Origin of the sequence: Streptomyces sp. NBC_00091 (genome assembly GCF_026343185.1) — a bacterium.
Lineage (GTDB): Bacteria > Actinomycetota > Actinomycetes > Streptomycetales > Streptomycetaceae > Streptomyces.
This window is the reverse complement of the sequence record NZ_JAPEMA010000001.1, coordinates 4,990,576-5,003,355: the sequence shown is the minus strand read 5'-3', so window position 1 is coordinate 5,003,355 and position 12,780 is coordinate 4,990,576. Positions and strand designations below refer to the sequence as shown.

Below are 12,780 nucleotides of genomic sequence, written 5' to 3'. Positions count from 1 at the left end.
CAGACGTACCGGACACGGGTCACGGGCATTTACACCCGGACGAGTGAGGCGGCCCCAAAGAGTGAGGGGCGCGTCCGGTTGTCCGGACGCGCCCCTCAACGGGCCTTGCGGCAGGGCGTCACGCGCCCCGCAGCACCGCCCCGGTCCGCTCGCCGGCCAGGGCCACCGCCGCGTCGCGCGCGGCCGTGGACTCCTCGGCGGTCAGCGTCCGGTCGGCCGCGCGGAAGCGCAGCGCGTACGCGAGGGACTTCTTGCCCCCGCCGACCTGCTCACCGGTGAACACGTCGAACAGCCGCAGGGACTCCAGCAGTTCGCCGGCGCCCTTGCGCAGCGCGTCCTCCACCGCCGTGGCGGGGACCGACGCGTCCACGATCAGCGCGACGTCCTGGGTCGCCACCGGGAAGGTGGAGATCCGGGGCGCCTGCACGGCCTCGCCGCCGGCCGCCGCGAGGCGGTCGAGGTCGAGCTCCATGGCGCTGGTGCGGGCGGGCAGGCCCATGGCCTTGACCACCCGGGGGTGCAGTTCGCCGGCGTGGCCGATGACCTGCTCTACACCGTCGACGGTGACGACCAGCTCGGCGCAGCGGCCCGGGTGCCAGGGGCCGTACTGGCCCTGGCGGACGACCAGCTCGGTACCGGCCTCGGCGGCCAGCGCGCGGGCGGCCTGGACCGCGTCCGCCCAGTCGGCCGGACGGCCCTTGCCCCACCAGCCGGCCTGCTCGCGGGCACCGGCCAGCACGACCGCGGCGTACCGCGGCTGCGCGGGCAGGGCCGCGTCCAGGGTGGCGACCTCCTCGTCCGTGGGACGCCGGTCGACGGGGAGCCGTACGGCGACACCCGGCTGCGCGGCGGCGCGGAAGACCGAACCGGTCTCGAAGAGCGCGAGGTCGTGGCTGCCCCGGCTGTCGTTGCGGCGCAGCGCGCCGAGCAGACCCGGCAGCAGCGTGGTGCGCAGCGCCGGCTCCTCGTCGGAGATCGGGTTGACCAGCTTGACCACCTGGCGGGCGGCGTCGTGCGCCGGCAGCTGGAGCTGGTCGAAGACGCCCTCGCCGATGAACGGGTAGCTCAGCGCCTCGACGTAGCCGGCGCCGGCCAGCGCCCGGCCGGCCCGGCGGTGCAGCTGCTGGCGGGCGGTCAGACCGCGGCCGGAGGGCACCTGCGGGAGGGTGGACGGGAGGTTCCCGTAGCCCTCCAGCCGGATGACCTCTTCGGCGAGGTCGTTGGGCTCGGCGAGGTCGGGCCGCCACGAGGGGACGGTGACGACGAGCTCGTCCTGGCCGTAGACGTCGCAGCCGACCTCCTGGAGGCGGCGTACGACGGTCTCGCGGCCGTAGTCCATGCCCGCGACCCGGTCCGGGTGGTCGGCGCTCATCGCGATGGTGCGCGGGGCGCCCGGGGCGGTGAGCTCGGTGACCCCGGCCTCGGCGGTGCCGCCGGCCAGCAGCACGAGGAGGTCGACGGTCCGCTGCGCGGCCGCGGCGGCGGCCTGCGGGTCGACGCCCCGCTCGAAGCGCTTGGAGGCCTCGGAGGAGAGCTTCAGGCGGCGGGCGGTGCGCGAGATCGACACGGCGTCGAAGTGCGCGGCCTCGATGACCACGTCGGTGGTGCCCGTGACCCGGCCCGTCGAGTCAGAAGGATCGTAAGGCGTGGTGACGGAGTCGGCGATCTCGGTGTTGGCGCCGCCCATGACACCGGCGAGCCCGATGGGGCCGCCGTTGTCGGTGATCACCAGGTCCTCGGCGTCGAGGGTGCGCTTGACCCCGTCGAGGGTGGTGAACTTCTCGCCCTGCTCGGCACGGCGGACGCCGATCGCGCCGTCGAGGCTCGAGCGGTCGTAGGCGTGCAGCGGCTGGCCGAGCTCGAGCATCACGTAGTTGGTGACGTCGACCGCGAGGGAGATCGGGCGCATGCCCGCCTTCTGGAGGCGGCGCGTGAGCCAGATCGGGGACCGCGCCTCGGGGTCGAGGCCGGTCACCGTGCGGGCGGTGAAGCGGTCGCAGCCCTGCGGGTCGGAGATCTGCACGGCGTAGCCGTACGAGTTCGGCGCGGGCACGTCGAGGAGCGCCGGGTCGCGCAGCAGCAGGCCGTAGGCGGTGGCGGCCTCGCGGGCCACACCGCGCATGGACATGCAGTAGCCGCGGTCCGGGGTGATGTCGATGTCGAGCACCTCGTCGACGAGCTGGAGGAGCTCGATCGCGTCGGTGCCGGGCTCGTACTCCGGCGGCAGCACGATGATGCCGTGCGTGCCGTCGTCACCCATGCCCAGCTCGTCGCCGGAGCAGATCATGCCGTGCGAGGTGCGGCCGTACGTCTTGCGCGAGGCGATCGCGAAGTCGCCGGGCAGGACGGCGCCGGGCAGGACCACGACGACCTTGTCGCCGACGGAGAAGTTCCGGGCGCCGCAGACGATCTCCTGCGGCTCGCCGGTGCCGTTGGCCCGGCCGACGTCGACCGTGCAGAAGCGGATCGGCTTGCGGAAGCCCTCGAGCTCCTCGATGGTCAGCACCTGGCCGACGACGAGGGGGCCCTGGAGGCCGGCGCCGAGCGTCTCGACGGTCTCGACCTCGAGGCCGGCGTCGACCAGCTTGGCGGCCACGTCACGGCCGGTCTCACCCGCGGGGAGGTCGACGTACTCCCGCAGCCAGGAAAGCGGGACGCGCATCAGATCTCACTCCCGAACGGCCGGGTGAAGCGCACGTCACCCTCGACCATGTCTCGCATGTCTTCAACGTTGTGACGGAACATCAGCATCCGCTCGATGCCGAAGCCGAAGGCGAACCCGCTGTACTTCTCCGGGTCCACACCGCAGGCGGTGAGCACCTTCGGGTTCACCATGCCGCAGCCGCCGAGCTCGATCCAGCCCTCGCTGGAGCAGGTACGGCAGGGGCGGTCGGGGTTGCCCACCGACTCGCCGCGGCAGACGTAGCACTGCATGTCCATCTCGGCGGACGGCTCGGTGAAGGGGAAGAAGTGCGGGCGCAGCCGCGTGGTGGTCTGCTCCCCGAAGAGCTCCTTGACCATGTGGTCGATGGTGCCCTTGAGGTCGGCCATGGTCAGGCCCTCGTCCACGGCGAGCAGCTCGACCTGGTGGAAGACCGGGGTGTGCGTCGCGTCGAGCTCGTCGGTGCGGTACACCCGGCCCGGGCAGACGATGTAGACGGGGGGCTTGCGCTCCAGCAGCGAGCGCGCCTGCACCGGGGAGGTGTGGGTGCGCAGCACGACGCCGGACTCGTCGCCCTGGGTGCCCTCGGGGCCCTGGACGAAGAAGGTGTCCTGCATCTGGCGCGCCGGGTGGTCGGGCGTGAAGTTGAGGGCGTCGAAGTTGAACCACTCCGCCTCGACCTCGGGGCCTTCCGCGACCTCGTAGCCCATGCCCACGAAGATGTCCGCGATGCGGTCCATCAGCGTGGTCAGGGGGTGGCGGGCGCCGGCGGGCACGCGGTCGTAGGGCAGCGTGACGTCCACGGCCTCCTCGACCAGCACCCGCTCGTCGCGCTCGGCCTCCAGCTCGACCGTGCGGGCCCCGAAGGCCTTGTTCACGGCGCCGCGGGCCTGTCCGACGCGCTTGCCCGCCTCGGCCTTGGCCTGGGGCGGCAGGGCGCCGATCTCGCGGTTGGCGAGCGCCAGGGGCGAGCGGTCGCCCATGTGCGCGGTCTTCGCCTCGCGGAGCTCGTCGAGGTCGCCGGCGGACGCGAAGGCGGCGAGCGCCTCGTCCCGCATGCGCTCGATCTCTTCCGGTTTCAGTGCCTCGACCTCGACAGGGTCGTACGACTTGTTCGGTGCCGACATCTCTTCCCGTACTTCCGATGGCTGGCTGGTGGGTCCCCGCACGACTCGATCGAACGTCTCGGCACGATCGGCACAAGGACACAAAGGTGCCAAAGGACGAGTCTAAGGGCCGCCGGGGGTGAAGGAGCCCGTGGGCCGCCTGGCGAGACGCTCCGCAGGGTTACTGCGTGAGGTAGGCCGGGGCGCTCACGGGCAGGATAAATCGGAACTCGGCGCCGCCTCCGGGGCCGCGCCCGACCGTGATGGTGCCGCCGTGGGCCTCCACGATGCCCTTGACGATGTACAGGCCCAGGCCGGTGCCGCCGCGCTTGCTCCCCCGCCAGAAGCGGGTGAAGACGCGGCCCATCGACTCCTCGGGGATCCCGGGGCCTTCGTCGGTCACGGTGACGGCGGTTCCCTTCTCGTGCGGCGCTACGTCGATGGTGACCGTTCCGTCACCGTGGCGCACCGCATTTTCGAGGAGGTTGCCGAGAATCTGGTCGATCTTGTCCGGATCGGCCCACAGATCGGGGAGCGGGCTGCTGACCCGTACGAGGAACCGCTCGGGGGCCTGGCCGTTCGCGGTGAGCGCCTGGACGTGGCGGCCCACGGCGGCGGCGATGTCGACCGGCTGGCGGCGCACCTCGAGGCGGCCGGAGTCGATGCGGGAGATGTCGAGGAGTTCGGCGATCAGCCGGGTGACGCGGTTGGCGTCGGCGTCGACGGTCTCCAGCATCAGCCGCTTCTGGTCGTCGGTGAACCGCTCCCACTTGGCGAGCAGGGTCGCGGTGAAGCCCTTGACGGAGGTCAGCGGGGAGCGCAGCTCGTGCGCGACCGTCGCGATCAGCTCGGCGTGGCTGCGCTCGGTGCGGCGCCGGGCCTCGGTACCGCGCAGGGTGACCACGAGGCGGCTCAGCGGGCCGGTGGGGTGGGTGCGCACGTAGCGGGCGGAGACGAGCACCTCGCGCCCTCCGGGGAGCAGCAGGTTCCGCTCGGGCTGGCCGCGCCGGGTGGCGAGTCCCCCGTACGGGTCGGTCAGTGCCCACCAGCGGCGGCCTTCGAGGTCCTCCAGCGGCAGCGCGCTGTCGATGCGGGCGCCGATGGCCTGGCCGGCCGCGATGGCGGTGATCGCGGAGGCGGCCCGGTTGAAGCAGATCACCCGGCCGGCGTGGTCGGCGACGACGAGCCCGTCGGGCAGCTCGTCGGGATCCATCCCGAAGCCGCCGCCCCCCTGGCCGGGGGTTTCGCCGGGGTCCTGGCCGGGGGCGAGCCCCGCGGAGCCGTCGTCGTGGCGCCCGGCCCGGGCGGCCGCGGCCGCGTCCTGCGGCCGCGGGGCGGCGCCACGGTCGGGGCCGCGGCCCGCGGGGCCGGCCTGGGGCGGTACGGAGGCCAGGGCGTCCGGGGGGGCCGCCGGAAGCGGCGGCACGCCGCCCGGGGGCCGGGAGGCGTCCCCGAACCGCTCCTCGGCCGCGTCAGCGGCCCCTGGCGAGCTGTTCGTACCGACGGTCATGTCCCCGTACCCCACATCTCCGGGTAGCTCAGTGGGCCCCCGGGCGGCCACATTACTAGCTGGGGGTCACGGAGCGGCACCCTCCGGGCGCCCGCTGTGCACGCGCGGACGCGTAGAGGCACACGGCGGCGGCCGTCGCGAGGTTCAGGCTCTCCGCCTTGCCGTGGATCGGGACCCTGACGACGGCGTCCGCGAGCGCCCGGGTCTCCTCCGGCAGGCCCCAGGCCTCGTTGCCGAAGACCCAGGCGGAGGGTCCGCCCATGGTGCCCGCGTCCAGCTCGGCGTCGAGGTCGTCCTCCCCGGCGCCGTCGGCCGCGAGGATCCGTACGCCGGCCGCCCGCAGCCCCGCCACGGCCTGTTCCACCGGCACCCCGACGGCCACCGGCAGGTGGAAGAGGGAGCCCACGGAGGCCCGTACGGACTTCGGGTTGTACAGGTCGACGGAGGCGTCGGTCAGCACCACGGCGTCGGCGCCCGCGGCGTCCGCGCAGCGCAGCACCGTGCCGGCGTTCCCGGGGTCGCGGACGTGGGCGAGGACGGCGACCAGCCTGGGCCCGGCCTTGAGGATCTCCTCGAAGGGGGAGTCCAGGAAGTGGCAGACGCCGACGAGACCCTGCGGGGTGACGGTCTGCGAGACCTCGGCGAGCACCTCGTCGGAGGCGTAGTGCACCCGGGCTCCGGCCAGCAGCGCGGCCTCGACGATGTCGGCGTAGCGCTCGGCGGCCTCGACGGTGGCGAACAGCTCGATCAGGGTGGCGCCCTGCGCGCCCCGGTGCTCGACGGCCTCGCGGACGGCCTGGGGGCCCTCGGCGATGAACCGGCGCTCCTTGGTGCGGAAGTTGCGCCGCGCCAGCCGCCTGGCGGCGGCCACCCGGGGGGATCGGGGGGAGATCAGCTCGTCGGGGAAGCCCATGGTCTCAGCGGTTCTCTCTCGGGTCGTCCCGGCGGGCGGGGCGGTGCGGGGTGAAAGCACACGGACCCGCAGGCGGGAAGCCTGCGGGTCCGTGGGTGCCGACTGCGTGAAGCGAGCCGGCTAGGCCTTAGGCAGCGGCCTTGGGGGCGTTGACGTCGGCCGGAAGCGCCTTCTGCGCGACCTCGACCAGCGCGGCGAACGCGTTGGCGTCGTTGACGGCCAGCTCGGCGAGGATCTTGCGGTCCACCTCGATGTTGGCGGCCTTCAGACCCTGGATGAGGCGGTTGTACGTCATGCCGTTCTGGCGGGCAGCGGCGTTGATGCGCTGGATCCACAGCTGACGGAAGTCGCCCTTGCGCTTCTTGCGGTCGTTGAAGTTGTAGACCAGCGAGTGGGTGACCTGCTCCTTGGCCTTGCGGTACAGGCGCGAACGCTGACCGCGGTAGCCGGAGGCCGCCTCGAGGATTGCCCGGCGCTTCTTGTGGGCGTTTACTGCCCGCTTGACGCGTGCCACTTTTTACTCCTTGTAGCGGGGCCGTGGTCGTTCTCCACACGGCCCGAATTCGATGGGGTCCCGGTCTTGACGCTCATCCGCTCCCGGCGCGGGAGCGGAGAACATCACTTGCCGAGAAGCTTCTTGATCTTCGCGGCGTCGCCGGGGGCCATCTCCGCGGTGCCGGTCAGGCGGCGGGTGACACGGGACGACTTGTGCTCGAGCAGGTGGCGCTTGCCGGCGCGCTCACGGAGCACCTTGCCGGAGCCGGTGATCTTGAAGCGCTTCTTGGAACCGCTGTGCGTCTTGTTCTTCGGCATAGCGCCGTTATCTCCTCGTCGGTGGCGCTCCCACCGGTCCGCTGGCGGGACCGGCTCACGGGAGCGTCATGTTGTGTCGGTGATCCGGGACGGGCTGCCCCGGAATCAGGCCTCGGCGTTCGCCTCGTCCGAGGGGGCCTCGGTCTCGGCCTCGACCTCGGAGGTCTCCGCCTCGGTGGTCTCCGCCTCGACCGGGGCGGCCTCCTCGTCGGAAGCCTCCTCGTCGGTGACGGCGAGACCCTGGCGCTCGGCCTTGCGGGCGGCCTGCGCCTCGCGGGCTTCGGCCATCGCCTCGGTCTTCTTCTTGTGCGGACCGAGAACCATGATCATGTTTCGGCCGTCCTGCTTCGGGTTCGACTCGATGAACCCGAGGTCCTCGACGTCCGAAGCGAGACGCTGCAGCAGTCGGTAGCCGAGTTCCGGCCGGGACTGCTCGCGACCACGGAACATGATCGTGATCTTGACCTTGTCGCCCTGCTTGAGGAACCGAACGACGTGACCCTTCTTGGTGTCATAGTCGTGCGGGTCGATCTTCGGCCGGAGCTTCATTTCCTTGATGACCGTGTGCGCCTGGTTCTTGCGCGCCTCACGGGCCTTCATGGCCGACTCGTACTTGAACTTGCCGTAGTCCATGAGCTTGCAGACCGGCGGGCGTGCAGACGCCGCGACCTCGACCAGGTCCAGGTCGTACTCCTGCGCGAGCTCAAGCGCCTTCGCAAGCGGGACGATGCCCACCTGTTCGCCGCTGGGACCGACGAGTCGCACCTCAGGGACACGAATCCGATCGTTGATGCGGGGCTCGGTGCTGATGGATCCTCCTCGGTAGCACCACACGGCTGCCTGGCAGACAACCGCTGACGTCTTTTGTCGTCAGACCTCACCGCGGCGGAGAATGAAAAAAGCCCCGCCGGGCACAGGCAGGGGCTCCAAAACAACCGGAGCACCGCCGCGTGCGAACCGCGGGGCGCAGACTCGGGCGGCTTTCCATCGTCCGTACGGAACGATGGATACCGCCTGACCGGATGACCTGCCTCCCCGGAGGGTGGTCAGGTGGGAGATCGGAGCCTCCACTTGTGGGCCGGGCACATAAGTGTCCGACCGGTCGAAGTACATACTAGCACCAGCGTTGCAAGGCCGCCGCACGGCATATCGTGTGAGGCATGACTGACGCGACGCCCTCCGATTCCACCGTCTCCACGGACGCCCCCGACTACGACGACATGACCCGCGACATCGCGGACGTGCCCGCCGTCGAGGTCATCACCACGGTGGCCGTCCACCTGCTGAGCGCCGCGGCGGTCAACCTGGGCCTGGACAAGCCCGACTCCGAACACAAGGACCTCGACGAGGCCCGCAAGCTGATCAACGCCCTGGCCGGTCTGGTCACCGCCAGCGCCACCGAGATCAGCTCCTTCCACGCCGCCCCGCTGCGCGACGGCCTGAAGTCGCTCCAGCTGGCCTTCCGCGAGGCCTCGCTCGTCCAGGACGAGCCGGGCCAGGGCCCGGGCGAGAAGTTCACGGGCCCGGTCTACGCCTGACCGGACGTTCCGCTTCCGTCCCCCGTTTCGTTTCGTTTCCGTATGCCGAAGGGCCGACCGCGACTTTCGCGGTCGGCCCTTCGGCATACGGCAGGCCGTACGGGAGGCCGTACGGATCCCGGCGCTCAGCGCGTGAAGAGCGCCTCCCCCGGGGGGACCGGGGCGTCCGCCGGGAGCAGGGCCAGGTCCAGGCCGCGCACGAGCCGGCCGCGCAGGGTCTCGTCCGCCGCGATGGCCTGCGCCACCCGGCGGGCCGCGGGGGCGGGCTCCGCACCGGCGGACAGCACGATGGCCAGGGTGCCGTCGGCGTCGGCGCCGCCCCGGCCGAGGTGGGCGCGCAGCACCGCGGGCTCGGCGGCCACGGCGGCCCGTACGGCCTCGCGTACGGCGGGGTCGGCCAGCGGGTCGGCGTCCGTGCGGCCCTCGGCCAGCGCGAGCAGCGCGGAGCCGGTCAGCTGGTAGGGGACGGGGCCGGCCAGGTCGATGACGACCGTGTCGGCCTTCTCGTGCGCGGCGGCGGCCAGCGCCTGGTGCAGCGGGACCGCCACCGGCCGGGCCGCCGGGTCCCACAGGGCCAGCGAGGCGATCGAGGTGAAGGCGGGCAGCGCCCGGCGGCTGCCCGCCGTCAGGGTGGGCACGGCCATGTCGCTGGTCTTCTCGCGCTTGAGGCCGGTCTCCGGGTCCGTCTCGACCTCGCCGAGCATCGCCACGACGGGCACCAGCAGGCGCGCGTCCTTCAGGGCCGCCAGCACCTGCGGTTCGGCCGCGCGGTCCGCCGCCCAGGCGGCGAGGGCCGCGCTCAGCCGGGGGTCGGCGGTGCCGTCGTCGTCGGAGAAGCCGGGGTCCGGAATGTTCTTGGTCGCCATGCTCTTCTCCACCACGCTTTTATCCACCACGCCTTTGTCCAGCACAGTTACCCGACCCTATCCCGCCGGGCGGCGCGCGGACGCCGGGCCAGTACGCCGGCCAGCGCCAGCAGGGCCGCTCCCCCGGCCGCCGCCACCGGGGTGGCCGGCCACGCCCGCCGCCCGGGCGGGCGGACCGGCTCGGGGCCGGGGCCGAAGTACTGCCGCCGGGCCGGGACGGCGGCGGGGACCGGCGCCTCGGGGCGCAGCGCCCCGGCGGCCTGGAGCGCGGCGACCGGGTCGACCGTGCCGTGGCCCCGGGCGTCGTCACGGCCGCCGGCCGGGCGGTCGGCCGCGGTGTCCTCCAGCAGCTTCTTGACCTGCGCCGGGGACAGCCCGGGGTGGGCGGCCTTGACGAGGGCCACGGCGCCGGAGACGAAGGCCGCGGCGGCGCTGGTGCCCCAGCCCTCGTAGTAGGAGCGGTCCGGGTCGGCGATGACCACGTCGACTCCGGGGGCGCTGACGGTGGCGTACCAGTGGCGGGTGGAGAAGGGGGCCTTGCGGCCCTGGCGGTCGACGGCCGCGACGGCGATGACCCCGGGGTAGGCGGCGGGGTAGGAGGTGTGGTCGCCGCGTTCGCCGCCGTTGCCGGCGGAGGCCACGACGACCACGCCCTTGCCGAGCGCGTACCGGACGGCCTCGTCCTCGGCGGACTCGTGGTGTGCTGAGTCGCTGTCGTCGCCGAGGGACAGGTTGATCACGTCGGCCCCGTGGTCGGCGGCCCAGCGGATGCCCTCGGCGAGGGCGCCGGACTTGCTGTCCCGGGCCTGGGCGCGGCCCGGGTCGCCCTCCTCGAGGATCACCCGGACCGGCAGGATCCGCGCGTGCGGGGCGATGCCGAGGACTCCCTGGCCGCGGTCGGGTCCGTGGCCGCGGCCCGCGATGATGCTCGCCATCGCCGTCCCGTGGCGGGCCCAGGAGCGGTCGCCCCGGCCGGCGCCCATGCCGACGAGGTCGGTGCCCTCGAGGACCTGGCCGGTGAGGTCGGGGTGGGTGGCGTCGACGCCGGTGTCGAGGACGGCGACGGTGACCCCGTCGCCCTGGGTGGTGCCCCAGGCCTCCTCGGCGCGCAGGGCGAGCAGGCCCCACTGCCGGTCGCGGATGGTGTCGGCCGCGGCGGGGTGCGCGCCGGCCACGGCGAGCAGGGCGGCGAGGGTGGCGGCGCCGGCCGCGCGGAAGGCGGCCGGGGTCATCGGGCGGCCTCCCGGGAGGGCGGCCGGGTGGCGGCGGGCGGGGCGGCGAGGGTGGCCAGGGCCCGTTCGACCCGGCCGGCGGCGCCCTTGGCCGCGTGGCCGAGCCCGGCTTCGGCCACGATCCCGGTGGCGCCCTGCCGGGCCGCCTCCTCGGCGGGGACCGGGGCGTCGAGGGTGCGGCCGTCGGCGAAGGCGGAGACGGCGTAGACCACGGCCGGGGCGTCGGCGGCGACCGTGGCCGTCCAGGCGGCGCGGCGCGCGTCGGCGTACTCGTAGGCGGGCGGGACGCCCAGGCGGTCCCGGAGGGCGCCCATGGCGGCGGCGTCGGCGGGGGTGAAGACCAGGCCGACGGTGATCAGGGAGCTGCGGGTGGAGTCGGTGTAGGTGGCGCGGAGCACCCGGGTGCAGCCGGTGGCGGCGAGTGCGGTCCGCCAGTCGGCGGGCAGCGCGGCCGCGCAGTCGGCGTCGGGTGCGAGGGCGATCCGGGTCCAGCTGCGGTCGGCGCCGCCGGGGCCGGCCCCGGGGCCGTCCAGTACGGGCGGCAGGAGGCTGTCCACGGGGGCCGAGCGCCAGAGCGAGGCGGCCTTGCGGTAGGCGGCGTCGTGGGGCAACGGGCGGTGCGAGGCGCGGTGTTCGCTCCAGGCGGTGGTGGCCGCGCCGGCGAGGAGGCCGGTGCCGAGGAGGGCGCACAGGGTGGCGGCGGGGATCCGGCCGGGGTGGCGGCGCGGGGGCGGTGGCGGGGTCCGGCCGGGCTCGACCTGGACCGCGGCCCGTGGTGTCGACGTGCTCATCCGGCGGCTCCGCCCCCCGTTCTGTACGGCTGCCTGCCCGTACTCTACGGTGCCGTCGCCCTGGCCCGGCGGTCGGGCGGGGTGCGGCCGGGGTCGCCGAGACCCCTACCCGGCGGTACGGCGGTCTGGCAAGCTGCCGCCCATGACTTCGGACCGGGCCCGGTACGACCGGGCGACCGCGCATCTCGACGCGCCCCTGGCCATCGTGGACCTCGACGCCTTCGACGCCAACGCCGACGATCTCGTCCGCCGCGCGGGCGGGAAGCCGGTCCGGGTCGCGAGCAAGTCCGTACGGTGCCGGGCGCTCCTCGAACGCGTGCTGGCCCGGCCGGGGTTCGCGGGGATCATGTCGTACACCCTGGCGGAGTCGCTGTGGCTCGCCCGGTCCGGGTTCGAGGACGTGCTGCTCGCCTATCCATCGGCCGACCGGGCCGGTTTCGCGGAGCTCGCGGGTGATCCGAAGCTGGCGGCGGCCGTCACGGTGATGGTGGACGATCCGGCGCAGCTGGACCTGATCGACCGTTCGCGGGGCGGGGGCGCGGAGGAGGTACGGGTCTGCCTGGAGCTGGACACCGCCCTGCACCTGCTCGGCGGTCGGGTACGGGTCGGGGCGCGGCGCTCGCCGCTGCGCGAGCCGGGGCAGCTGGCCGCGCTGGCGGGGGCGGTGGCCTCCCGGCCCGGGTTCCGGGTGGTGGGGCTGATGGGCTACGAGGGCCACGTGGCCGGGGTCGGCGACGCGCTGGCCGGGCGGCCGGTGCGCTCGCGGATGATCCGGCTGATGCAGGGCGCGGCCCGCAGGGAGCTGGCCGTGCGGCGGGCCGAGGCGGTGCGGGCCGTGCGGGCGGTGGTGGGGGACCTGGAGTTCGTCAACGGCGGCGGTACCGGCAGTGTCGCGGAGACGGCTGCCGAGGAGGCGGTGACGGAGATCGCCGCGGGGTCGGGGCTGTACGTGCCGCGGCTGTTCGACAACTACACGTCGTTCCGGGGGCGTCCGGCGGCGCTGTTCGCGCAGCCGGTGGTCCGGCGGCCCGGGGTGGGTGTGGTGACGGTGCTGGGCGGCGGTTATCCGGCCTCGGGGGCGGCGGGCGCCGACCGGCTGCCGGTGCCGTACCTGCCGGCGGGGCTGCGCTACGACCCGCAGGAGGGTGCGGGCGAGGTGCAGACACCGCTGCTGGGGAGCGCGGCGGACGATCTGCTGATCGGGGACCGGGTGTGGTTCCGGCACGCGAAGGCGGGTGAGCTGTGCGAGCGGTTCGACGCGCTGCATCTGATCGAGGGTGACCGGGTGACGGCCACCGCCCCGACCTACCGGGGCGAGGGCCGGACCTTCCTGTAGGACCCGGGAACAG

General features: G+C 73.8%; 12 protein-coding genes. 2 read left to right on the top strand and 10 right to left on the bottom strand.

Annotation, left to right across the window (positions count from 1 at the left end):
* Positions 1-118: 118 nt before the first annotated feature.
* The 7 genes from pheT to infC form a co-directional block, all read right to left on the bottom strand.
* Positions 119-2,662, bottom strand: a complete 2,544-nt coding sequence (pheT, locus tag OOK34_RS23075) for a phenylalanine--tRNA ligase subunit beta (protein ID WP_267035753.1) — start codon at positions 2,660-2,662, stop codon at positions 119-121.
* Complete coding sequence (pheS, locus tag OOK34_RS23070; RefSeq protein WP_267035752.1) at positions 2,662-3,789, bottom strand: phenylalanine--tRNA ligase subunit alpha; 1,128 nt, start codon at positions 3,787-3,789, stop codon at positions 2,662-2,664. The genes pheT and pheS overlap by 1 nt, the downstream gene beginning before the upstream one ends.
* A gap of 160 nt (positions 3,790-3,949) precedes the next feature.
* Positions 3,950-4,981 carry a sensor histidine kinase KdpD gene (locus tag OOK34_RS23065; RefSeq protein WP_267036880.1) on the bottom strand — a complete coding sequence of 344 codons (1,032 nt, stop codon included), beginning with the start codon at positions 4,979-4,981 and terminating at the stop codon, positions 3,950-3,952.
* Between the two features lie 352 nt (positions 4,982-5,333).
* Entirely contained in the window at positions 5,334-6,191 is an 858-nt protein-coding gene (locus OOK34_RS23060) for an RNA methyltransferase (protein WP_267035751.1), read from the bottom strand.
* Between the two features lie 127 nt (positions 6,192-6,318).
* Complete coding sequence (gene rplT, locus OOK34_RS23055) at positions 6,319-6,705, bottom strand: 50S ribosomal protein L20 (protein WP_007263143.1); 387 nt, start codon at positions 6,703-6,705, stop codon at positions 6,319-6,321.
* 104 nt (positions 6,706-6,809) lie between these two features.
* A complete protein-coding gene (rpmI, locus tag OOK34_RS23050; RefSeq protein ID WP_030387121.1) occupies positions 6,810-7,004 on the bottom strand; it encodes a 50S ribosomal protein L35 in 195 nt (64 codons plus the stop codon).
* Between the two features lie 105 nt (positions 7,005-7,109).
* Positions 7,110-7,838 carry a translation initiation factor IF-3 gene (infC, locus tag OOK34_RS23045; RefSeq protein ID WP_267035750.1) on the bottom strand — a complete coding sequence of 243 codons (729 nt, stop codon included), beginning with the start codon at positions 7,836-7,838 and terminating at the stop codon, positions 7,110-7,112.
* Between the two features lie 326 nt (positions 7,839-8,164).
* Between infC and OOK34_RS23040 the strand changes: the two genes are divergently transcribed.
* The gene (locus OOK34_RS23040) at positions 8,165-8,542 is read left to right on the top strand and encodes a DUF1844 domain-containing protein (protein ID WP_267035749.1); all 378 of its coding nucleotides are present in this window, start codon (positions 8,165-8,167) and stop codon (positions 8,540-8,542) included.
* 125 nt (positions 8,543-8,667) lie between these two features.
* On the opposite strand, the gene OOK34_RS23035 is transcribed toward OOK34_RS23040, so the two are convergent.
* The 3 genes from OOK34_RS23035 to OOK34_RS23025 are packed head-to-tail and all read right to left on the bottom strand — an operon-like array spanning position 8,668 to position 11,431.
* The gene (locus OOK34_RS23035) at positions 8,668-9,408 is read right to left on the bottom strand and encodes an SseB family protein (RefSeq protein ID WP_267035748.1); all 741 of its coding nucleotides are present in this window, start codon (positions 9,406-9,408) and stop codon (positions 8,668-8,670) included.
* Between the two features lie 47 nt (positions 9,409-9,455).
* A complete protein-coding gene (mycP, locus tag OOK34_RS23030; RefSeq protein ID WP_267035747.1) occupies positions 9,456-10,640 on the bottom strand; it encodes a type VII secretion-associated serine protease mycosin in 1,185 nt (394 codons plus the stop codon).
* Positions 10,637-11,431: a hypothetical protein gene (locus OOK34_RS23025; protein ID WP_267035746.1), complete on the bottom strand. Its 795-nt coding sequence runs from the start codon at positions 11,429-11,431 to the stop codon at positions 10,637-10,639. The genes mycP and OOK34_RS23025 overlap by 4 nt, the downstream gene beginning before the upstream one ends.
* Before the next feature lie 142 nt (positions 11,432-11,573).
* Here OOK34_RS23025 and OOK34_RS23020 point away from each other — a divergent pair, with 142 nt between their 5' ends.
* Positions 11,574-12,767, top strand: coding sequence for an amino acid deaminase/aldolase (locus OOK34_RS23020; RefSeq protein ID WP_267035745.1), 1,194 nt, complete (start codon positions 11,574-11,576; stop codon positions 12,765-12,767).
* Positions 12,768-12,780 lie beyond the last annotated feature (13 nt).